The following is an 18,239-nucleotide window of genomic DNA, read 5'->3' on the forward strand; positions in this document are numbered from 1 at the left end:
ACGGCCGGGCCGCCCGCTTCGGGCGACCCGGCCGTCTCGATGCCTCGTGGCTCAGGCGTTCTTCTTCTGCTCCAGGGCGGCGACCGCGCGCTCGGTCACCTCGTCCACCTTGCCGAGGGCGGGGATGGTGACCAGCAGGCCCTGCTCCTGGTAGTAGCCGATGATCGGCTCGGTCTTGGAGTGGTACTCCTCCAGCCGGACCCGCACGGCTTCCTCGGTGTCGTCCGAGCGCTGGTACAGCTCGCCGCCGCACTCGTCGCAGACGCCCTCGGTCTTCGGCGGGTTGTACACCACGTGGAACACGTGGGCGCCGTCGTTGCGGCACAGCCGGCGGCCGGCGATCCGCTTGACGACCTCGTCCTCGGAGACCTCAAGGTCCAGCACGCCGTCCAGCGCGATGCCCTGCTCGGCCAGGAAGGCGTCCAGCGCCTCCGCCTGGCCCAGGTTGCGCGGGAAGCCGTCCAGCAGGAAGCCCTTGGCGGCGTCCGGCTGGAGCATGCGGTCCTTGGCCATCCCGATGGTCACCTCGTCGGGCACCAGGCGCCCGGCGTCCATGTAGGACTTCGCCTCGACACCCAGCGGGGTGCCCTGGCTGATGTTGGCACGGAAGAGGTCACCGGTGGAGATGTGGGGAATGGACAGGGTCTTGGCCAGAACGTGCGCCTGAGTACCCTTCCCGGCCCCGGGGGGTCCGACGAGGACGATTCGCATCAGCGGAGGAACCCTTCGTAATTGCGCTGCTGGAGTTGGCTCTCGATCTGCTTCACAGTTTCGAGTCCGACGCCGACGACGATGAGCACGGAGGTGCCGCCGAACGGGAAGTTGGTCTGCTGCCCGAAGGCGACGAGGGCGACCATCGGGATCAACGCGATCAGGCCCAGGTACAGCGAACCCGGCCACGTGATGCGGGTGAGCACGTAGTTCAGGTACTCGGCCGTCGGTCGGCCGGCCCGGATGCCCGGGATGAACCCACCATACTTCTTCATATTGTCGGCAACTTCTTCGGGGTTGAAGGAGATGGCGACGTAGAAGAAGGCGAAGAACACGATCAGCACGAAGTACGTGGCCATGTAGACCGGGTGGTCACCCTTGATGAAGTGGTTCTTGATCCAGATCGCCCAGCCCGCCTGCGAGTTGGTCAACTGCACCACCAGCGCCGGGATGTACAGCAGCGAGGAGGCGAAAATGACCGGGATCACACCGGCCTGGTTGACCTTCAGCGGGATGTAGGTCGAGGTGCCGCCGAACGCGCGGCGGCCGATCATCCGCTTCGCGTACTGCACCGGGATCCGGCGCTGCGCCTGCTCGACGAAGATGACCAGGCAGACCACGATGATGCCGACCAGGATGACCGCGGCGAACTCGCCCCAGCCGTCCAGCAGCTTGCCGGAGCCCTTGATCGCCCACATCGAGCCGGGGAAGCCGGCCGCGATCGAGGTGAAGATCAGGATCGACATGCCGTTGCCGATGCCGCGGTCGGTGATGAGCTCACCCAGCCACATGATCACGGTGGTGCCGGCGGTCATGATGATGACCATGGTGGCGATCCGGAAGATCGACGTGTCCGGCACGATGTTCCCGCCCTGCGGGCAGCCGGAGAAGAGCGCGCCGCTGGACGCGGTCGCGAGGATGCCGGTGCCCTGCAGCACCGCCAGCGCGATGGTCAGGTAGCGGGTGTACTGGGTGATCTTCGCCTGGCCGGACTGCCCCTCCTTCTTCAGGGCCTCCAGCCGTGGAATGACCACGGTGAGCAGCTGCAGGATGATGCTGGCCGTGATGTACGGCATGATGCCGAGCGCGAAGATGGTCAGTTGCAGCAGCGCGTTGCCGCTGAACAGGTTGACCAGCCCGAACAGACCCTCGTTCTGACCCTTCACGCACGCGTGGACGGCCTCGAAGTTGATTCCGGGCATCGGAATGTGGGCGCCCAGCCGGAACAGCACCATGATGCCCAGCGTGAACAGCAGCTTCTTGCGCAGGTCGGGCGTCTGGAACGCCCGCGCGAACGCACTGAGCACGGTGCCTCCTGCGCCTCCCGCGCGTCGTCGGCGGAAGGGTCGGTCCTGATGTGGGGAAAGGGAACTTCACGGACTCTAACAGTGCCCGGGTGCTCCGCAGAAGCGCGCGCTGCCGGTCCCCCACGCATGGGGTACGGCTTGCCCGGGTTTGACACACAAATCCAGCACAGGTGTTCAAGCCAGTCCCAGCCGGAAACGGAGCCGGGCCCCGCGCCCCTCTTTCTCAAGAGGAGTGCGGGGCCCGGTTTCTGTCCGTGCGTCAGATCAGCGACGTCACAGCAGCTCGGTGACCGAGCCGCCCGCGGCGGTGATCTTCTCGGCGGCGGAGCCGGAGACGGCGTCGACCGTCACCTGCAGCGCCACCGCGATGTCGCCCTGGCCGAGAACCTTGACGAGCTCGTTCTTGCGAACGGCGCCCTTGGCGACCAGGTCGGCGACGGTGACCTCGCCACCGTTCGGGTAGAGCTCGGCCAGGCGGTCCAGGTTCACGACCTGGAACTGCTTGTGGGCCGGGTTCTTGAAGCCCTTCAGCTTCGGGAGGCGCATGTGGAGGGGCATCTGGCCACCCTCGAAGCGCTCCGGAACCTGGTAGCGGGCCTTGGTGCCCTTGGTACCACGACCGGCGGTCTTACCCTTGGAGCCCTCACCACGACCGACGCGGATCTTGTCGGTCTTGGCGCCCGGGGCGGGACGCAGGTTGTGGATCTTGATCGGGTTGTCAGACATGATCAGTCCACCTCCTCGACCGTGACGAGGTGACGAACGGTGTGGACCATGCCGCGGATCTCCGGGCGGTCCTCCTTCACCACGGTGTCGTTCAGCCGCTTCAGGCCGAGCGAACGGAGGGTGTCACGGTGGTTCTGCTTGCTACCGATGTACGACTTGGTCTGGGTGACCTTCAGGCGAGCCATCAGGCGCTCACCCCAGCCGCACGGGCCCGGAGCAGCGCGGCCGGGGCCACGTCCTCCAGGGGCAGGCCACGACGGGCGGCGATCTCCTCGGGGCGCACGAGGCCCTTCAGAGCGGCCACCGTGGCGTGCACGATGTTGATCGCGTTGTCCGAGCCGAGCGACTTCGACAGGATGTCGTGAACGCCGGCGCACTCCAGGACGGCACGCACCGGGCCACCGGCGATAACACCGGTACCGGGGGACGCCGGCTTCAGCAGCACGACGCCGGCGGCCTTCTCGCCCTGGATGGGGTGCAGGATGGTGCCCTGGATACGGGGGACCTTGAAGAAGTTCTTCTTGGCCTCCTCAACGCCCTTGGCGATGGCGGCCGGAACCTCCTTCGCCTTGCCGTAACCGACACCCACGGTGCCGTCACCGTCGCCCACCACGACCAGCGCGGTGAAGCTGAAACGACGACCACCCTTGACAACCTTGGCGACACGGTTGATCGCGACGACGCGCTCGACGTAAGCAGTCTTCTCGGCGACCGGGGCGCCGCCCCGCTCGTCGCGCTTACGGTCGCGCCGCTCGCCACCCGTGCCGCGACCGGCGCCGCCTTCGCGGCGCTGGGGTCCAGCCATTGGAATTACCTCTCTCGTTTACGTCCGCCGACAGAGTCGACGAGCGGCTTAGAAGTCGAGCCCGGCCTCACGGGCCGCGTCCGCCAGGGCGGCGATGCGGCCGGCGTACCGGTTGCCCGCGCGGTCGAAGACGACCGACTCGACGCCGGCAGCCTTGGCGCGCTCGGCGACCAGGCTTCCGACCTTCTTGGCCAGCTCGGTCTTGTCGCCCTCGGTGCCCTTGATGGACACGTCGAGGGTGGACGCCGACGCCAGGGTGTGACCCTTGGCGTCGTCGATGACCTGGGCGACCATGTGGCGGTTCGAACGCGTCACGACGAGGCGCGGACGCACCTCGGTGCCGACGACGCGCTTGCGAACGCGAATGGCGCGGCGCTTGCGGGCGGCGTTCTTGTAGGCGTTGCCCTTGCCGATCTTGACAGAGACGCTCATCGCTTACTTACCACTCTTTCCGACCTTGCGGCGGATGACCTCGCCCGCGTACTTGACGCCCTTGGCCTTGTACGGGTCGGGCTTGCGCAGCTTGCGGATCTTCGCGGCGACCTCGCCGACCTTCTGCTTGTCGGTGCCGTCCACGTGGAACTTGGTGGGCGACTCGACGACGAAGGTGATGCCCTCCGGCGCCTCGACCAGAATCGGGTGGCTGTAGCCCAGCGCGAACTCCATGTTGGAGCCCTTCGCCGTGACTCGGTAACCGACACCGCTGATCTCCAGCGACTTGCGGTAGCCCGCGGTCACGCCGGTGATCATGTTCGCCACCAGCGTGCGCGACAGGCCGTGCAGGGCCTTCGACTGACGCTCGTCGTTCGGGCGGGTGACGACCAGAGTGCCGTCCTCGCCCTTGCCGATCTCGATCGGCGCGGCGACGACGTGGGTGAGCGAACCCTTGGGGCCCTTCACCGAGACCGTCTGGCCGTCGATGGTGACGTCCACACCAGCGGGAACCTGGATGGGCAGCCGTCCAATGCGCGACATTGCTGTACCTCCGTTTCCCGAATTACCAGACGTAGGCGAGAACTTCTCCGCCTACGCCCTTCTTGGCGGCCTGCTTGTCGGTCAGGAGGCCGGAGGACGTGGAGATGATCGCCACGCCCAGGCCGCCGAGAACCTTCGGCAGGTTGGTGGACTTTGCGTAAACACGCAGACCCGGCTTGCTGATGCGCTTGATGCCGGCGATGGAGCGCTCACGGTTCGGACCGAACTTGAGCTCGATGGTCAGCTTCTTGCCAACCTCGTTCTCGGCGGGGTCCTCAACCTTGTAGGAGGAGATGTAACCCTCCTGCTGCAGGATCTCGGCGACGTGCGCCTTGATCTTGCTCGACGGCATCACGACGGAGTCGTGGTACGCCGAGTTGGCGTTACGCAGACGAGTGAGCATGTCTGCGATCGGGTCGGTCATGGTCATGGTGGCCTCAGGCCTCTCTCGCCGTGGTTTCTCCGCACCAGGTCCCCCTCCGCGCACTCGCGAAAGAGTGCGAAAGGGGCACAAGCGCAGGGGACCTACGACGTAGTAAGACTGGGTTGCGGTGCCCTCATTCAGAGAGCCACGGAACGTCCGGAACAGACGCCGTGGCAGGGGCCCGACCCCACAACCTTACGGGATCCCTCGCGGGACTCCAAAAGCCGGGGGTCGGGCACACTGCTTCGCTGGTCAGAGCAGCCGGTAAGGGATTACCAGGAGCTCTTGGTCACGCCCGGCAGCTCGCCGCGGTGCGCCATCTCACGGAGGCACACACGGCACAGGCCGAACTTGCGGTACACCGAGTGCGGACGGCCGCAGCGCTGGCACCGGGTGTACGCCCGGACGCCGAACTTCGGCTTGCGCTCGGACTTAGCGATCAGGGCCTTCTTCGCCATGGCTCACGCCTCCTTGAACGGGAAGCCCAGAGCGCGCAGGAGCGCCCGGCCCTCATCGTCGGTCTGAGCGGTGGTCACGACGGTGATGTCCATACCGCGCTGACGGTCGACCTTGTCCTGGTCGATCTCGTGGAACATGACCTGCTCGGTCAGACCGAAGGTGTAGTTGCCACGGCCGTCGAACTGCTTCGGCGAGAGGCCGCGGAAGTCACGGATACGCGGCAGAGCCAGCGACACCAGACGGTCCACGAACTCCCACATGCGGTCACCACGGAGGGTGACGTGGGCACCGATCGGCTGGCCCTCGCGCAGCTTGAACTGCGCGATGGACTTGCGGGCCTTGGTGACGGCCGGCTTCTGACCGGTGATCGCGGTCAGGTCCTTGATGGCACCCTCGATCAGCTTGCTGTCACGGGCGGCCTCGCCGACACCCATGTTGACCACGACCTTGACCAGGCCGGGGATCAGCATGACGTTCTCGTACGAGAACTGCTCGTTCAGCTGGCCCTTGACCTCGGAGAGGTACTTCTCCTTGAGGCGGGGGGCCACCTTCTCAACAGTCGTCTCAGACATCAGATGTCCTCACCCGTCCGCTTGGCAACGCGGATCTTGTTGCCCTGGTCGTCGAAGCGGTAGCCGACGCGGGTAACGACCTTCTTGCCGTCCTTCTCCACGACCAGCTGGACGTTGGAGACGTGCACCGGGGCCTCGACGGTCACGATGCCACCCTGGGTGCCGGGGCCCGGCTTGGTGTGCTTCTTGACCCGGTTGACACCCTCGACCAGGACCTTGTTGTCAGCCGGCATGGCCTGAATGACCTTGCCCTGCTTGCCCTTGTCCTTGCCGGTGATGACCTGGACCAGGTCACCCTTCTTGATCTTCATGCTGTTCGCCATGGGTCAGAGCACCTCCGGCGCCAGCGAGATGATCTTCATGAACTTCTTGTCGCGCAGCTCGCGGCCCACCGGGCCGAAGATGCGGGTACCGCGGGGGTCGCCATCGGTGTTCTTGAGAACGACAGCGGCGTTCTCGTCGAAACGGATGTACGAGCCGTCCGGACGGCGGCGCTCCTTGACGGTGCGAACGACGACGCACTTGACGACGTCGCCCTTCTTCACCGAACCGCCGGGGATCGCGTCCTTGACGGTGGCGACGATGACGTCGCCGATACCGGCGTAGCGGCGACCGGAGCCACCGAGAACGCGGATGCAGAGAATCTCCTTGGCACCCGTGTTGTCGGCGACACGCAGTCGCGACTCCTGCTGGATCACAGCTTTCTCCTGATCGTCAACAAGTGTTGACGGGCCGGCCGCTGCTCACACCCGCGCCCTTGCGGGCCTGGTGCACATACGGCCGTACCGCGAACAACCTTGTTACTTGGCCTTCTCGAGGATCTCGACGACGCGCCAGCGCTTCGTCGCGGACAGCGGCCGGGTCTCCATCAGGAGGACACGGTCGCCGACACCGCACGCGTTCTGCTCGTCGTGCGCCTTCAGCTTGTTGGTACGGCGGATGACCTTGCCGTACAGCGCGTGCTTGACGCGGTCCTCGACGGCGACGACGACGGTCTTGTCCATCTTGTCGCTGACGACCAGACCCTCGCGGGTCTTGCGGAAACCGCGCGTCTCGTTGGTGTTCTCAGTCATCAGGCGTTCTCCACCGTCTCGATGCCCAGCTCGCGCTCGCGCATCAGGGTGTAGATCCGCGCGATGTCCTTACGGACCAGCCGGAGCCGTCCGTGGTTGTCGAGCTGCCCGGTCGCCGCCTGGAAGCGGAGGTTGAACAGCTCCTCCTTGGCCTCACGGAGCTTGGCAACGAGAGCCTCGTTGTCCAGCTCGCGAAGCTCAGCAGCCTTGGTAGCGGCCGACATCAGCTCTCACCGTCCTCGCGCCGAACGATCCGGCACTTCATCGGAAGCTTGTGCGCGGCACGCGTGAGCGCCTCGCGGGCAATCTTCTCGTTCGGGTACGACAGTTCGAACATGACCCGACCCGGGTGCACGTTCGCGATCCACCACTCCGGCGAACCCTTACCGGAACCCATGCGGGTCTCGGCCGGCTTCTTGGTCAGCGGGCGGTCCGGGTAGATGTTGATCCAGACCTTGCCGCCACGACGGATGTGACGGGTGATCGCGATACGAGCGGACTCGATCTGACGGTTCGTCACGTAGGCCGGGGTCACGGCCTGGATGCCGAACTGGCCGAACGCCAGCTCGGTGCCACCCTTCGAGGCGCCGGAGCGCTTCGGGTGGTGCTGCTTGCGGTGCTTGACCCGACGGGGGATCAGCATGAGGGTCAGGCCTCCGTTCCGGTGTTCTCAGCAGCCGGAGCCTCGGTCGCAGCGGCAGCCGGGGCCTGGGCCTCGGCAGCAGCAGCGGCGGGACGACGGCCACGGCCACCGCGCTCGCCACCGCGACGCTCGCCACCGCGGGCGGGACGACCACCCTCGGGACGGGCCGGGCGGTTGCCGGAGCGGGCAGCGGCGTTCTCAGCGCGGACCTCGGCGATGTTCTTGACGTCGCCCTTGTAGATCCAGACCTTCACGCCGATGCGGCCGAAGGTCGTCTTGGCCTCGAAGAAGCCGTAGTCGACGTTCGCGCGCAGGGTGTGCAGCGGCACACGGCCCTCGCGGTAGAACTCCGAACGGCTCATCTCGGCGCCGCCGAGACGACCGGAGCACTGGACCTTGATGCCCTTGGCGCCGGCCTTCATGGTCGACTGCATGCTCTTGCGCATGGCGCGACGGAAGGAGACGCGGGAGGACAGCTGCTCCGCGACGCCCTGAGCCACGAGCTGGGCGTCCAGCTCGGGGTTCTTGACCTCGAGGATGTTCAGCTGGACCTGCTTGCCGGTCAGCTTCTCCAGGTTGCCCCGGATCTTGTCGGCCTCCGCGCCGCGGCGGCCGATCACGATGCCCGGACGGGCGGTGTGGATGTCCACGCGGACGCGGTCACGGGTGCGCTCGATCTCAACCTTCGAGATGCCGGCGCGCTCCATGCCCTTCGTCATGAGACGGCGGATCGCGACGTCTTCCTTGACGTAGTCCTTGTACAGCTTGTCGGCGTACCAGCGGGACTTGAAGTCCGTGCTGATGCCGAGGCGGAACCCGTGCGGGTTAACCTTCTGGCCCATTACCGGGTCCCTTCCTTGCTGCTGACGACCACGGTGATGTGGCTGGTCCGCTTGCGGATCCGGTAGGCACGGCCCTGGGCGCGCGGACGGAACCGCTTCAGGGTCGGACCCTCGTCAACGTACGCCTCGGAGATGTAGAGGTCGTCCACGTTGGAGTGGTTGTAGTTGTGCGCGGCGTTGGCGATGGCGCTGTTCAGCACCTTGCCGACCGGCACGGTGGCAGCCTGCGGAGCGAAACGCAGGACCGCCTGGGCCTCCGTGGCCGGCAGGCCACGGATGAGGTCCACCACGCGGCGGGCCTTCATGGGCGTGACGCGGATGTACCGCGCCTGGGCCCTGGCTTCCATGGTTGTCCCCTTAATGGAGTAAGTCACTTTGTCGTTCTGGCGCTACAGCTCGCGGAGCAAATCGCGATTAGCGACGCTTCGACTTGCGGTCTTCCTTCACGTGCCCCTTGAAGGTGCGCGTGGGAGCGAACTCGCCGAGCTTGTGGCCGACCATCGACTCGGTGACGAACACCGGGACGTGCTTGCGGCCATCGTGAACCGCGATCGTGTGGCCGAGCATGGCCGGGGAGATCACGGAACGACGGGACCAGGTCTTGATGACGTTCTGCGTGCCCGCCTCGTTCTGCACGTCCACCTTCTTCTGAAGGTGGTCGTCGATGAAGGGGCCCTTCTTGAGACTGCGCGGCATCTGACCTGCTCCTAGCGCTTCTTGTTGGTCTTGCGGCGGCGCACGATGAGCTTGTCCGACGCCTTGTTCGGGCGACGGGTGCGGCCCTCGGGCTTGCCCCACGGCGAGACCGGGTGGCGACCACCGGAGGTCTTACCCTCACCACCACCGTGCGGGTGGTCGATCGGGTTCATGGCCACACCACGCACGGTCGGGCGGACGCCCTTCCAGCGCATACGGCCGGCCTTGCCCCAGTTGATGTTCGACTGCTCGGCGTTGCCGACCTCGCCGACGGTCGCGCGGCAGCGCGCGTCCACCAGGCGGATCTCACCGGAGGGCATGCGCAGGTGCGCCATGCGACCCTCACGGGCGAGCAGCTGAATGCCGGAACCCGCGGAGCGGGCCAGCTTGGCGCCACCGCCGGGACGGAGCTCCACCGCGTGGATGGTGGTACCGACCGGGATGTTGCGGAGCGGCAGGTTGTTGCCCGGCTTGATGTCGGCGCCAGCGCCGTTCTCGATCCGGTCGCCCTGCACAACGCCACGGGGGGCGATGATGTAGCGCTTCTCGCCGTCCGCGTAGTGCAGGAGCGCGATGCGCGCGGTGCGGTTGGGGTCGTACTCGATGTGAGCGACCTTGGCCGGCACGCCGTCCTTGTCGTGACGACGGAAGTCGATCAGACGGTAGGCGCGCTTGTGACCGCCACCCTGGTGGCGAGCAGTGACACGACCGGCGTTGTTACGGCCGCCCTTGCTGTGCAGCGGGCGAACCAGCGACTTCTCCGGCGTGGACCGCGTGATTTCGACGAAGTCGGCCACGCTGGAGCCACGGCGGCCCGGCGTAGTCGGCTTGTACTTGCGGATACCCATTTCTGTCCTCGTCCTTTACGACGATCGCAGTCCCTGACCCGAGGGTCAGGCGACCGGACCACCGAAGATGTCGATGCGGTTGCCCTCGGCCAGCGTCACGATCGCGCGCTTGGTGTCCTTGCGCTTGCCGAAACCGGTGCGGGAGCGCTTGCGCTTGCCCTGGCGGTTCAGCGTGTTCACGGCCTCGACCTTGACCGAGAAGACCGACTCGACGGCCTGCTTGATCTGGGTCTTGTTGGCACCGGGAGCCACGACGAACGTGTACTTGTTCTCGTCGAGGAGCGAGTAGCTCTTCTCCGAGATAACCGGCTTGATCAGGACGTCACGGGGGTCCGTGAACGTCTTGGAGGTGATCTCGCTCATCAGGCGGCAGTCCCTTCGAGCTCGCCCTCAGCAGCAACGGCCTTGGCGGACGCGGCCGGACCGGCCACGAAACGCTCGAAGGCGGCCTGGGTGAAGACCACATCGTCGGAGACGAGCACGTCGTAGGTGTTCAGCTGGCCGGCGTCCAGGATGTGCACGTTCGGCAGGTTGCGAGCGGACAGGATGCCCAGCTCGTCCTCGCGCTCGACCACCAGGAGGAGGTTCTTGCGCTCGGAGATCTTGCCGAACAGGACCTTGGCGGCCTTGGTCGACGGGGCCTCGGTCGCGGTCACGCCGGTCACGACGTGGATGCGCTCGTGGCGAGCCCGGTCGGTGAGCGCGCTGCGCAGGGCGGCGGCGATCATCTTCTTCGGGGTCCGCTGCGAGTAGTCACGCGGCACGGGACCGTGCACGACGCCACCACCGGCGAACTGCGGCGCGCGGGTCGAGCCCTGGCGGGCGCGACCGGTGCCCTTCTGGCGGTACGGCTTCTTGCCGCCACCACGGACCTCGCCACGACGCTTGACCTTGTGGGTGCCCTGGCGAGCCGCGGCGAGCTGCGCCACGACGACCTGGTGCATCAGCGGAACGCTGACCTTGGCGTCGAAGATCTCGGCGGGCAGCTCGATGCTGCCGGCCTTGTCGCCGGCCGGCGACAGAATGTCAATGGTGCTCATATCCTTCACAGCCCCTTCGCCGCGGTGCGGACGAGGACGAGGCCGCCGTTCGGGCCCGGGATCGCGCCCTTGATGAGCAGCAGACCCTTCTCCGCGTCGACCGCGTGCACGGTCAGGTTCTGGGTCGTCACACGCTCGTGGCCCATCCGACCCGCCATGCGCATGCCCTTGAACACTCGGCCCGGGGTGGCGCAGCCACCGATGGAACCGGGCGAGCGGTGCTTGCGCTGGGTGCCGTGACCGGCGCCGAGGCCCTTGAAGTTGTGACGCTTCATGACACCGGCGAAGCCCTTGCCCTTGGAGGTGCCGGTCACGTCGACCTTGACACCCGCCTCGAACAGCTCGGCGGTGATCTCCTGGCCCAGGGTGTACTCGGACGCGTCCGAGGTACGGAGCTCGACCAGGTGGCGGCGCGGGGTGACACCGGCCTTGGCGAAGTGGCCCTGGAGGGGCTTGTTCACCTTGCGGGGGTCGATCTCGCCGAAGCCGATCTGGACGGCGTCGTAGCCGGCCGGGCTGTCGGCGGTGTGGACCTGGGTCACGACATTCGGCCCGGCCTTGACGACGGTCACCGGGACGACCCGGTTGTTCTCGTCCCAGACCTGGGTCATGCCGAGCTTCTCGCCCAGGATGCCCTTAATCTGCTTAGCCATCTTCGGTGCGCCTCTCAGAGCTTGATCTCGATGTCGACGCCCGCCGGCAGGTCGAGACGCATCAGCGAGTCAACCGTCTTCGGCGTGGGGTCGAGGATGTCGATCAGACGCTTGTGAGTGCGCATCTCGAAGTGCTCGCGCGAGTCCTTGTACTTGTGCGGCGAGCGGATGACGCAGTACACGTTCTTCTCAGTGGGCAGCGGCACCGGGCCCGCGACCTGCGCACCAGTGCGGATCACCGTCTCGACGATCTTCTTCGCCGAGGAGTCGATGACCTCGTGGTCGTAGGCCTTGAGCCGGATGCGGATCTTCTGTCCCGCCATGGCTACTTCGTAGTCCTTCGTTCAATGAGTTACTGCACGACCCTCCTCCGACCCCCGCGCTCGGGCGTGTCGCACTTGCGCTTGCAAAAAACCGGCGAAGAATCTCGTCGGTTTCAAACTTCTGGGTGGAGGTGAGCCGGGTCGAGACCCCGCACACGCTTCCCGGAAGATTCCCGTACTTTCGCCCCGCAGCTGCCGCGGTGTCGCTTACACACCACTGCACCCACACACAGCACGTGGGCACATGGACGGCCATTCACGGGAACGACGAGTACATGGGACTCGCTTCCGGTCCTCCCGGCGGGAGGCGCGCAGCATCGGTACTCAACCGAGCAACTCAGACATCCTGCCACAACGCGGTCCCGCTACGCCAATCAGCCGGTGCTGCGAGCCTCCTCACACTCCGGCGACGAGCTCGGACCGCCGCACCAGCTCGCGCAGCCGGTCGGCGGTCAGCGGCGGCGCGTCCATCGCCGGGCCGGGCGCCCGCCGGCCCCGGTAGCCGCTGATCGCGTCCACGAACAGCGCCCGCCCGTCCGGCAGCGGCAGCACGGCGTCGACGCTGCTCCCCCAGGCCAGTTCCACCGCGCCGTCGGGCTCCGGTCGCTGATCGACCGTCAGCCCGGTGCGCGGCCGGATCGCCCGGTCCTCGCAGATCCGCCCGGTCGCGCCCGGCAGTTCGGGCGTGCAGCTCAGCGGGGCGGAGGTGGCCGGACCGGTCTCGATCCGGATCACGCCGAGCCGACCGTCCTTGCGGATCCAGTAGACGCCGTCCAGCGGGCCGCCGGCCGGGCCGGGCAGCGGCACGGCGAGCTCGACGGCGCCGACCGCCGCCGGCAGCAACGCCTCCAGTCGCCGGGCCTGCTGCCGCTCCGGCCGATCCGGGGCGCTCGGCGGGCGCGGCGCACCCGGGCCCTGGACGAGCAGGGCGGCGGCCAGCAGCCCGGCCGCGGCGAGCCCGAGCCCGGCGCGGCGCCGGCGGCGGATCCGGGCGGCGCGGGCGAACGGCGAGCGGTGGTCCGCGACGGCGGGCGGCTCCACCAGGGCCTGCTCCAGCAGTCCCCGGATCCGGGCGTGGTCGGTCATGGCCGGTCCCCCTGTACGTGGTCGACGTCCTGCGGGAGGAGGGTGCGCAGTGCCGCCAGGCCGCGGGCCGCGTGGCTCCGGACGGTGCTCTCCGGCATGCCGGGCAGTTCCGCGGTGGCGGCGACGCCGTGGTCCTCCCAGTAGCGGAGGACCACGACCGCGCGCTGCTTGGGCGGCAGCCCGGCCGGGGCGGCCCGCACCGCGACGCCGACTTCCGGCTCGGGCGGCGGCGCCGCGAGCTCGGGCAGTTCGCCGAAGGCCTGCTCGCACCGCCAGAACCGGCGGCGGGCGGCGACGAACTCGTGCAGCACCTGGTCGGCGTCCACCGGCGCCCTCCCCCCTCCCAGTCCGCCACGGCGGGGCGGCTCCACCTGTTCCAGTGCGCCGGACGGCCGCCCGCGGCGCAGCCGGCCGGGGGGAGAACGCGAGCGGGCCCGCTCCCCCGGAAGGGAGCGGGCCCGCTGCTTGAGCCTGTCCTGCGACAGACCGGGTCGAGCGTGAAATTACTTCACGATCTTGGTGACCTGGCCGGCGCCGACGGTGCGGCCACCCTCACGGATGGCGAACTTCAGGCCCTCCTCCATGGCGACCGGCTGGATCAGCTGGACGGTCATGGCGGTGTTGTCGCCCGGCATGACCATCTCGGTGCCCTCGGGGAGGGTCACGACGCCGGTCACGTCCGTGGTACGGAAGTAGAACTGCGGGCGGTAGTTGTTGAAGAACGGGGTGTGACGGCCACCCTCGTCCTTCGACAGGATGTAGGCCTGGGCCTCGAAGTCGGTGTGCGGCGTGACCGAACCCGGCTTGATGATGACCTGGCCGCGCTCGACGTCCTCGCGCTTGATGCCGCGGAGCAGCAGACCGACGTTCTCACCGGCCTGGCCCTCGTCGAGCAGCTTGCGGAACATCTCGATACCGGTGACCGTGGTGGTGGTCTTGGTGTTCTTGATGCCGATGATGTCGACGGTCTCGTTGACCTTGAGGATGCCGCGCTCGATACGACCGGTGACGACGGTGCCACGACCGGTGATCGTGAAGACGTCCTCGATCGGCATCAGGAACGGCTGGTCGGTGAGGCGAGCCGGGGTCGGGATGGCCTCGTCGACCGCGTGCATCAGGCCGAGGAGCTTCTCGCCCCACTCCTTGTCGCCCTCCAGCGCCTTCAGCGCGGAGACGCGGACGACCGGCAGGTCGTCGCCCGGGAACTCGTACTCGGAGAGGAGCTCACGGACCTCGAGCTCGACGAGCTCCAGGATCTCCTCGTCGTCCACCATGTCGGCCTTGTTCAGGGCGACGACGATGTAGGGGACGCCGACCTGGCGGGCCAGGAGGACGTGCTCCTTGGTCTGCGGCATCGGGCCGTCGGTGGCGGCGACGACGAGGATCGCGCCGTCCATCTGAGCCGCACCGGTGATCATGTTCTTGATGTAGTCGGCGTGACCCGGGCAGTCGACGTGGGCGTAGTGACGCGCCTCGGTCTGGTACTCGACGTGCGCGATGGAGATGGTGATACCGCGCTGACGCTCCTCCGGCGCCTTGTCGATCTGGTCGAACGGCGTGAAGGGGTTGATGTCCGGGTACGCGTCGTGCAGCACCTTGGTGATGGCCGCGGTCAGCGTGGTCTTACCGTGGTCGATGTGACCGATGGTGCCGATGTTGACGTGGGGCTTCGTCCGCTCGAACTTCGCCTTCGCCACTGCAGTCCTCCTGAGGACAGTTCTGTACGCCGTACGACGTCAGTTGGTCTGGATCGGGTTATTGGAACGGGGCGCTGGTGGCGCCCCATTGCCGTCCCGCGGGTGGGGGTGCCGGAGGGCTCCCGGGCGGAACCCGGACGGGTGAACGTCCGGGTGCCCTCCTTCTAGCCTAAAGGGTCTGATTCATCCCGATTACCGGGACGTCACTCGCCCTTGGCCTTGGCGATGATGTCGTCCGCCACGTTCCGCGGAACCTCGGCGTACGAGTCGAACTGCATCGAGTAGCTTGCGCGACCAGAGGTCTTGCTGCGCAGGTCACCGACGTAGCCGAACATCTCGGAGAGCGGCACCAGCGCCTTGACGACGCGGGCACCGTGACGCTCCTCCATGGCCCGGATCTGGCCACGGCGGGAGTTGATGTCGCCGATCACGTCGCCCATGTAGTCCTCGGGGGTGGTGACCTCGACGGCCATCATCGGCTCGAGCAGAGCCGGCGACGCCTTCTTGGCACCTTCCTTGAACGCCATGGAACCGGCGATCTTGAACGCGAGCTCGGACGAGTCGACGTCGTGCGACGCACCGTCGAGCAGGCTCACGCGAACGCCCTGGAGCGGGTAGCCGGCGAGAACGCCGAACTCCATGGCCTCCTGGCAACCGGCGTCGACCGAGGGGATGTACTCCCGCGGGACGCGGCCACCGGTGACCTTGTTGACGAACTCGTAGCCCTCGCCGGACTCCAGCGGCTCGATCGCGATCTGGATCTTCGCGAACTGGCCGGAGCCACCGGTCTGCTTCTTGTGCGTGTAGTCGATGCGCTCGACGGCCTTGCGGATCGTCTCGCGGTACGCGACCTGCGGCTTGCCGACGTTGGCCTCGACCTTGAACTCACGGCGCATACGGTCGACCAGCACCTCGAGGTGCAGCTCGCCCATACCCGCGATGATGGTCTGGCCGGTCTCTTCGTCCGTGTTGACCTGGAAGGACGGGTCCTCCTCGGCCAGGCGCTGGATCGCGACGCCCAGCTTCTCCTGGTCGCCCTTGGACTTGGGCTCGATCGCGACGCGGATGACCGGGGCCGGGAAGTCCATGGACTCCAGGATGACCGGCTGCTTCTCGTCGGACAGCGTCTCACCGGTGGTGGTCTGCTTGAGGCCCATCACGGCGATGATGTCGCCGGCGCCCACCGAGTCGATCTCCTCACGCTTGTTCGCGTGCATGCGGTAGATCTTGCCGATGCGCTCCTTCTTGCCCTTGACGGAGTTCAGCACCGAGGTGCCGGACTCCAGGCGGCCGGAGTACACGCGGACGAAGGTGAGCTTGCCCAGGTGCGGGTCGGACATGATCTTGAACGCGAGGGCGGCGAGCGGCTCGTCGTCAGAGGCCTGACGGACGATCTTCTCCTCGTCGTTGCCCGGCTTCGTACCCTCGATGCCCTCGATGTCGAGCGGCGACGGCAGGTACTTCACGACCGCGTCGAGCAGGGGCTGGACGCCCTTGTTCTTGAACGCGGAGCCGCAGAAGATCGGGGTGAAGGACGAGTCCAGGGTGCCCTTGCGGATCGCGGCGACCAGCAGCTCCTCGGGGATGTCCTCGCCCTCCAGGGCGAGCTCCATCACCTCGTCGCTGATGTTCGACACGGTGTCGATCAGGGCCTCGCGGTACTCCGCCGCCTGCTCGGCCAGGTCGGCCGGGATCTCGACGGTGTCGTACATCTCGCCCTTGGGGGCGTCGGCCGAGTAGACCAGGGCCTTCATCTTCACCAGGTCGACGACGCCGGTGAAGTCCGACTCCGCGCCGATCGGCAGCTGCATGACCAGCGGGGTGGCGCCGAGGCGGTCCACGATGGTCTGCACGCAGAAGAAGAAGTTGGCGCCCGTGCGGTCCAGCTTGTTGATGAAGCAGATGCGCGGGACGCCGTAGCGGTCAGCCTGCCGCCACACGGTCTCGGACTGGGGCTCGACACCGGCGACGCCGTCGAACACGGTCACGCCACCGTCGAGGACGCGCAGCGAGCGCTCCACCTCGACGGTGAAGTCGACGTGGCCCGGGGTGTCGATGATGTTGATCGTGTTCTCGACACCGTCGAGGGTCCAGTGGCAGGTCGTCGCGGCGGACGTGATGGTGATGCCGCGCTCCTGCTCCTGCTCCATCCAGTCCATGGTGGCAGCGCCATCGTGGACCTCACCGATCTTGTACGAGACACCGGTGTAGAACAGGATCCGCTCGGTGGTGGTGGTCTTGCCCGCGTCGATGTGCGCCATGATCCCGATGTTGCGGACCTTGGCGAGGTCAAGGGAGGTTGCAGCCATGGTGGCTCGTTCTCTCTCTGTCTAGTGACGGGGTTCGGACTACCAGCGGTAGTGCGCGAAGGCCTTGTTGGACTCGGCCATCTTGTGGGTGTCCTCGCGACGCTTCACGGAAGCGCCCAGGCCGTTGCTGGCGTCGAGGATCTCGTTGAGCAGACGCTCGGTCATGGTCTTCTCGCGACGGGCGCGGGAGTAGCCGACCAGCCAGCGCAGCGCCAGGGTGTTGGCGCGGCCCGGGCGGACCTCGACCGGCACCTGGTAGGTGGCGCCACCGACGCGGCGGGACTTGACCTCGAGGGTCGGCTTGACGTTCTCCAGCGCGCGCTTCAGCGCGACGACCGGGTCGGCGCCGGTCTTCTCGCGGACACCCTCGAGGGCGCCGTAGACGATCCGCTCGGCGGTGGAGCGCTTGCCGTGCAGCAGGATCTTGTTGACCAGCGAGGTCACCAGCGGGGAGCCGTAGACCGGGTCGATGATGACCGGGCGCTTCGGGGCGGGGCCCTTACGAGGCATTCTTACTTCTCCTTCTTGGCGCCGTAGCGGCTGCGAGCCTGCTTGCGGTTCTTGACACCCTGGGTGTCGAGCGAACCGCGGATGATCTTGTAGCGGACACCAGGAAGGTCCTTCACACGACCACCGCGGACCAGCACGATGGAGTGCTCCTGCAGGTTGTGGCCCTCGCCCGGAATGTAAGCGGTGACCTCGATCCCGCTGGTGAGGCGCACACGGGCGACCTTGCGGAGAGCCGAGTTCGGCTTCTTCGGGGTGGTCGTGTACACACGCGTGCAGACGCCGCGACGCTGGGGCGAACCCTTCAGTGCGGGCGTCTTGTTCTTCTCGACCTTGTCCTGCCGGCCCTTTCGGACCAGCTGCTGGATCGTAGGCACCGTTTCTCCGTTTTCTGTGTGCCAAGGCTTGGTGGAACTAACCTGCGGTATGGCCCCCACTCACCGACCCACGCGGTCGGGCGTGTTGGGCCTTCTTCGGGGGAAGAATCACGGAATCCCGAGCTGAGCTGCGGCTACGGCACACACCGAGCGGGTGGAGTCTCCG

29 protein-coding genes are annotated in these 18,239 nt (G+C 67.1%); all 29 read right to left on the bottom strand.

The features are described from left to right. Nucleotides 1–51: 51 nt before the first annotated feature. Complete coding sequence (locus KCH_RS15470; RefSeq protein WP_033213986.1) at nt 52–711, bottom strand: adenylate kinase; 660 nt, start codon at nt 709–711, stop codon at nt 52–54. Beyond that, nucleotides 711–2,018 (bottom strand): preprotein translocase subunit SecY, encoded by a 1,308-nt coding sequence (secY, locus tag KCH_RS15475; protein WP_035863507.1) that lies wholly within the window; start codon nt 2,016–2,018, stop codon nt 711–713. The genes KCH_RS15470 and secY overlap by 1 nt, the downstream gene beginning before the upstream one ends. Before the next feature lie 273 nt (nt 2,019–2,291). After that, nucleotides 2,292–2,744 carry a 50S ribosomal protein L15 gene (gene rplO, locus KCH_RS15480; RefSeq protein ID WP_035863509.1) on the bottom strand — a complete coding sequence of 151 codons (453 nt, stop codon included), beginning with the start codon at nt 2,742–2,744 and terminating at the stop codon, nt 2,292–2,294. 2 nt (nt 2,745–2,746) lie between these two features. Next, on the bottom strand, nt 2,747–2,929 hold the full coding sequence (gene rpmD / locus KCH_RS15485) for a 50S ribosomal protein L30 (RefSeq protein ID WP_014136270.1): 183 nt from the start codon (nt 2,927–2,929) through the stop codon (nt 2,747–2,749). Beyond that, complete coding sequence (gene rpsE, locus KCH_RS15490; protein ID WP_035863511.1) at nt 2,929–3,549, bottom strand: 30S ribosomal protein S5; 621 nt, start codon at nt 3,547–3,549, stop codon at nt 2,929–2,931. The genes rpmD and rpsE overlap by 1 nt, the downstream gene beginning before the upstream one ends. Nucleotides 3,550–3,597: 48 nt before the next feature. Further along, nucleotides 3,598–3,981, bottom strand: coding sequence for a 50S ribosomal protein L18 (gene rplR / locus KCH_RS15495; protein ID WP_035863513.1), 384 nt, complete (start codon nt 3,979–3,981; stop codon nt 3,598–3,600). 3 nt (nt 3,982–3,984) lie between these two features. Continuing rightward, complete coding sequence (rplF, locus tag KCH_RS15500) at nt 3,985–4,524, bottom strand: 50S ribosomal protein L6 (RefSeq protein ID WP_035863514.1); 540 nt, start codon at nt 4,522–4,524, stop codon at nt 3,985–3,987. Between the two features lie 22 nt (nt 4,525–4,546). Then, nucleotides 4,547–4,954: a 30S ribosomal protein S8 gene (rpsH, locus tag KCH_RS15505; RefSeq protein WP_035863516.1), complete on the bottom strand. Its 408-nt coding sequence runs from the start codon at nt 4,952–4,954 to the stop codon at nt 4,547–4,549. A 266-nt stretch (nt 4,955–5,220) separates the two neighbouring features. Then, nucleotides 5,221–5,406, bottom strand: a complete 186-nt coding sequence (locus KCH_RS15510; RefSeq protein ID WP_008747480.1) for a type Z 30S ribosomal protein S14 — start codon at nt 5,404–5,406, stop codon at nt 5,221–5,223. A gap of 3 nt (nt 5,407–5,409) precedes the next feature. Next, nucleotides 5,410–5,979 (bottom strand): 50S ribosomal protein L5, encoded by a 570-nt coding sequence (rplE, locus tag KCH_RS15515; protein ID WP_035863517.1) that lies wholly within the window; start codon nt 5,977–5,979, stop codon nt 5,410–5,412. Then, complete coding sequence (rplX, locus tag KCH_RS15520; RefSeq protein ID WP_035872243.1) at nt 5,979–6,290, bottom strand: 50S ribosomal protein L24; 312 nt, start codon at nt 6,288–6,290, stop codon at nt 5,979–5,981. Before rplX ends, rplE begins: the two co-directional genes overlap by 1 nt. 15 nt (nt 6,291–6,305) lie before the next feature. Next, nucleotides 6,306–6,677, bottom strand: coding sequence for a 50S ribosomal protein L14 (gene rplN, locus KCH_RS15525; RefSeq protein ID WP_030300391.1), 372 nt, complete (start codon nt 6,675–6,677; stop codon nt 6,306–6,308). Nucleotides 6,678–6,779: 102 nt separating this feature from the next. Continuing rightward, nucleotides 6,780–7,052 carry a 30S ribosomal protein S17 gene (gene rpsQ / locus KCH_RS15530; RefSeq protein ID WP_014136278.1) on the bottom strand — a complete coding sequence of 91 codons (273 nt, stop codon included), beginning with the start codon at nt 7,050–7,052 and terminating at the stop codon, nt 6,780–6,782. Then, the gene (gene rpmC, locus KCH_RS15535; protein ID WP_030457414.1) at nt 7,052–7,276 is read right to left on the bottom strand and encodes a 50S ribosomal protein L29; all 225 of its coding nucleotides are present in this window, start codon (nt 7,274–7,276) and stop codon (nt 7,052–7,054) included. Before rpmC ends, rpsQ begins: the two co-directional genes overlap by 1 nt. Further along, nucleotides 7,276–7,695 carry a 50S ribosomal protein L16 gene (gene rplP / locus KCH_RS15540; RefSeq protein WP_035863520.1) on the bottom strand — a complete coding sequence of 140 codons (420 nt, stop codon included), beginning with the start codon at nt 7,693–7,695 and terminating at the stop codon, nt 7,276–7,278. The genes rpmC and rplP overlap by 1 nt, the downstream gene beginning before the upstream one ends. 5 nt (nt 7,696–7,700) lie before the next feature. Then, a complete protein-coding gene (gene rpsC / locus KCH_RS15545) occupies nt 7,701–8,537 on the bottom strand; it encodes a 30S ribosomal protein S3 (RefSeq protein WP_035863521.1) in 837 nt (278 codons plus the stop codon). Continuing rightward, nucleotides 8,537–8,884 carry a 50S ribosomal protein L22 gene (rplV, locus tag KCH_RS15550; protein ID WP_014136282.1) on the bottom strand — a complete coding sequence of 116 codons (348 nt, stop codon included), beginning with the start codon at nt 8,882–8,884 and terminating at the stop codon, nt 8,537–8,539. The genes rpsC and rplV overlap by 1 nt, the downstream gene beginning before the upstream one ends. 67 nt (nt 8,885–8,951) lie before the next feature. After that, complete coding sequence (rpsS, locus tag KCH_RS15555) at nt 8,952–9,233, bottom strand: 30S ribosomal protein S19 (RefSeq protein ID WP_014136283.1); 282 nt, start codon at nt 9,231–9,233, stop codon at nt 8,952–8,954. A gap of 11 nt (nt 9,234–9,244) precedes the next feature. After that, nucleotides 9,245–10,081, bottom strand: coding sequence for a 50S ribosomal protein L2 (gene rplB, locus KCH_RS15560; protein WP_035863523.1), 837 nt, complete (start codon nt 10,079–10,081; stop codon nt 9,245–9,247). A 45-nt stretch (nt 10,082–10,126) separates the two neighbouring features. Next, nucleotides 10,127–10,444 (bottom strand): 50S ribosomal protein L23, encoded by a 318-nt coding sequence (rplW, locus tag KCH_RS15565; protein WP_030457419.1) that lies wholly within the window; start codon nt 10,442–10,444, stop codon nt 10,127–10,129. Then, entirely contained in the window at nt 10,444–11,121 is a 678-nt protein-coding gene (gene rplD, locus KCH_RS15570) for a 50S ribosomal protein L4 (RefSeq protein WP_035863527.1), read from the bottom strand. The genes rplW and rplD overlap by 1 nt, the downstream gene beginning before the upstream one ends. Nucleotides 11,122–11,126: 5 nt before the next feature. Then, on the bottom strand, nt 11,127–11,774 hold the full coding sequence (rplC, locus tag KCH_RS15575) for a 50S ribosomal protein L3 (protein WP_035863529.1): 648 nt from the start codon (nt 11,772–11,774) through the stop codon (nt 11,127–11,129). A gap of 14 nt (nt 11,775–11,788) precedes the next feature. Next, nucleotides 11,789–12,097, bottom strand: coding sequence for a 30S ribosomal protein S10 (rpsJ, locus tag KCH_RS15580; protein WP_012785157.1), 309 nt, complete (start codon nt 12,095–12,097; stop codon nt 11,789–11,791). Nucleotides 12,098–12,493: 396 nt separating this feature from the next. Continuing rightward, nucleotides 12,494–13,183 (bottom strand): hypothetical protein, encoded by a 690-nt coding sequence (locus tag KCH_RS15585; protein ID WP_035863531.1) that lies wholly within the window; start codon nt 13,181–13,183, stop codon nt 12,494–12,496. Then, entirely contained in the window at nt 13,180–13,509 is a 330-nt protein-coding gene (locus KCH_RS15590; protein ID WP_051653112.1) for a sigma factor-like helix-turn-helix DNA-binding protein, read from the bottom strand. Before KCH_RS15590 ends, KCH_RS15585 begins: the two co-directional genes overlap by 4 nt. A 177-nt stretch (nt 13,510–13,686) precedes the next feature. Continuing rightward, a complete protein-coding gene (tuf, locus tag KCH_RS15595; protein WP_035863533.1) occupies nt 13,687–14,880 on the bottom strand; it encodes an elongation factor Tu in 1,194 nt (397 codons plus the stop codon). Between the two features lie 203 nt (nt 14,881–15,083). Then, on the bottom strand, nt 15,084–17,189 hold the full coding sequence (gene fusA, locus KCH_RS15600) for an elongation factor G (protein WP_035863534.1): 2,106 nt from the start codon (nt 17,187–17,189) through the stop codon (nt 15,084–15,086). A 39-nt stretch (nt 17,190–17,228) separates the two neighbouring features. Continuing rightward, nucleotides 17,229–17,699 carry a 30S ribosomal protein S7 gene (gene rpsG / locus KCH_RS15605; protein WP_030457432.1) on the bottom strand — a complete coding sequence of 157 codons (471 nt, stop codon included), beginning with the start codon at nt 17,697–17,699 and terminating at the stop codon, nt 17,229–17,231. A 2-nt stretch (nt 17,700–17,701) separates the two neighbouring features. Next, nucleotides 17,702–18,073 (bottom strand): 30S ribosomal protein S12, encoded by a 372-nt coding sequence (rpsL, locus tag KCH_RS15610; protein WP_014144289.1) that lies wholly within the window; start codon nt 18,071–18,073, stop codon nt 17,702–17,704. Nucleotides 18,074–18,239 lie beyond the last annotated feature (166 nt).

The sequence above is a fragment of the Kitasatospora cheerisanensis KCTC 2395 genome (assembly GCF_000696185.1).
Taxonomy (GTDB): Bacteria; Actinomycetota; Actinomycetes; order Streptomycetales; family Streptomycetaceae; genus Kitasatospora; species Kitasatospora cheerisanensis.

Excerpts from the sequence above, each read along its gene's own strand:
- rplV (WP_014136282.1), bottom strand. The coding sequence starts at position 8,884 with ATGGAAGCCAGGGCCCAGGCGCGGTACATCCGCGTCACGCCCATGAAG.
- rplC (WP_035863529.1), bottom strand. The coding sequence starts at position 11,774 with ATGGCTAAGCAGATTAAGGGCATCCTGGGCGAGAAGCTCGGCATGACC.
- rpsG (WP_030457432.1), bottom strand. The coding sequence starts at position 17,699 with ATGCCTCGTAAGGGCCCCGCCCCGAAGCGCCCGGTCATCATCGACCCG.
- rpsH (WP_035863516.1), bottom strand. The coding sequence starts at position 4,954 with ATGACCATGACCGACCCGATCGCAGACATGCTCACTCGTCTGCGTAAC.
- KCH_RS15510 (WP_008747480.1), bottom strand. The coding sequence starts at position 5,406 with ATGGCGAAGAAGGCCCTGATCGCTAAGTCCGAGCGCAAGCCGAAGTTC.
- rplX (WP_035872243.1), bottom strand. The coding sequence starts at position 6,290 with ATGAAGATCAAGAAGGGTGACCTGGTCCAGGTCATCACCGGCAAGGAC.
- rplW (WP_030457419.1), bottom strand. The coding sequence starts at position 10,444 with ATGAGCGAGATCACCTCCAAGACGTTCACGGACCCCCGTGACGTCCTG.
- rplO (WP_035863509.1), bottom strand. The coding sequence starts at position 2,744 with ATGTCTGACAACCCGATCAAGATCCACAACCTGCGTCCCGCCCCGGGC.
- rpsS (WP_014136283.1), bottom strand. The coding sequence starts at position 9,233 with ATGCCGCGCAGTCTCAAGAAGGGCCCCTTCATCGACGACCACCTTCAG.
- rpmD (WP_014136270.1), bottom strand. The coding sequence starts at position 2,929 with ATGGCTCGCCTGAAGGTCACCCAGACCAAGTCGTACATCGGTAGCAAG.
- rplE (WP_035863517.1), bottom strand. The coding sequence starts at position 5,979 with ATGTCTGAGACGACTGTTGAGAAGGTGGCCCCCCGCCTCAAGGAGAAG.
- KCH_RS15585 (WP_035863531.1), bottom strand. The coding sequence starts at position 13,183 with ATGACCGACCACGCCCGGATCCGGGGACTGCTGGAGCAGGCCCTGGTG.
- rplB (WP_035863523.1), bottom strand. The coding sequence starts at position 10,081 with ATGGGTATCCGCAAGTACAAGCCGACTACGCCGGGCCGCCGTGGCTCC.
- fusA (WP_035863534.1), bottom strand. The coding sequence starts at position 17,189 with ATGGCTGCAACCTCCCTTGACCTCGCCAAGGTCCGCAACATCGGGATC.
- rpsQ (WP_014136278.1), bottom strand. The coding sequence starts at position 7,052 with ATGACTGAGAACACCAACGAGACGCGCGGTTTCCGCAAGACCCGCGAG.
- rpmC (WP_030457414.1), bottom strand. The coding sequence starts at position 7,276 with ATGTCGGCCGCTACCAAGGCTGCTGAGCTTCGCGAGCTGGACAACGAG.
- rplP (WP_035863520.1), bottom strand. The coding sequence starts at position 7,695 with ATGCTGATCCCCCGTCGGGTCAAGCACCGCAAGCAGCACCACCCGAAG.
- rpsC (WP_035863521.1), bottom strand. The coding sequence starts at position 8,537 with ATGGGCCAGAAGGTTAACCCGCACGGGTTCCGCCTCGGCATCAGCACG.
- rpsE (WP_035863511.1), bottom strand. The coding sequence starts at position 3,549 with ATGGCTGGACCCCAGCGCCGCGAAGGCGGCGCCGGTCGCGGCACGGGT.
- rplF (WP_035863514.1), bottom strand. The coding sequence starts at position 4,524 with ATGTCGCGCATTGGACGGCTGCCCATCCAGGTTCCCGCTGGTGTGGAC.
- rpsJ (WP_012785157.1), bottom strand. The coding sequence starts at position 12,097 with ATGGCGGGACAGAAGATCCGCATCCGGCTCAAGGCCTACGACCACGAG.
- KCH_RS15470 (WP_033213986.1), bottom strand. The coding sequence starts at position 711 with ATGCGAATCGTCCTCGTCGGACCCCCCGGGGCCGGGAAGGGTACTCAG.
- rplD (WP_035863527.1), bottom strand. The coding sequence starts at position 11,121 with ATGAGCACCATTGACATTCTGTCGCCGGCCGGCGACAAGGCCGGCAGC.
- rplR (WP_035863513.1), bottom strand. The coding sequence starts at position 3,981 with ATGAGCGTCTCTGTCAAGATCGGCAAGGGCAACGCCTACAAGAACGCC.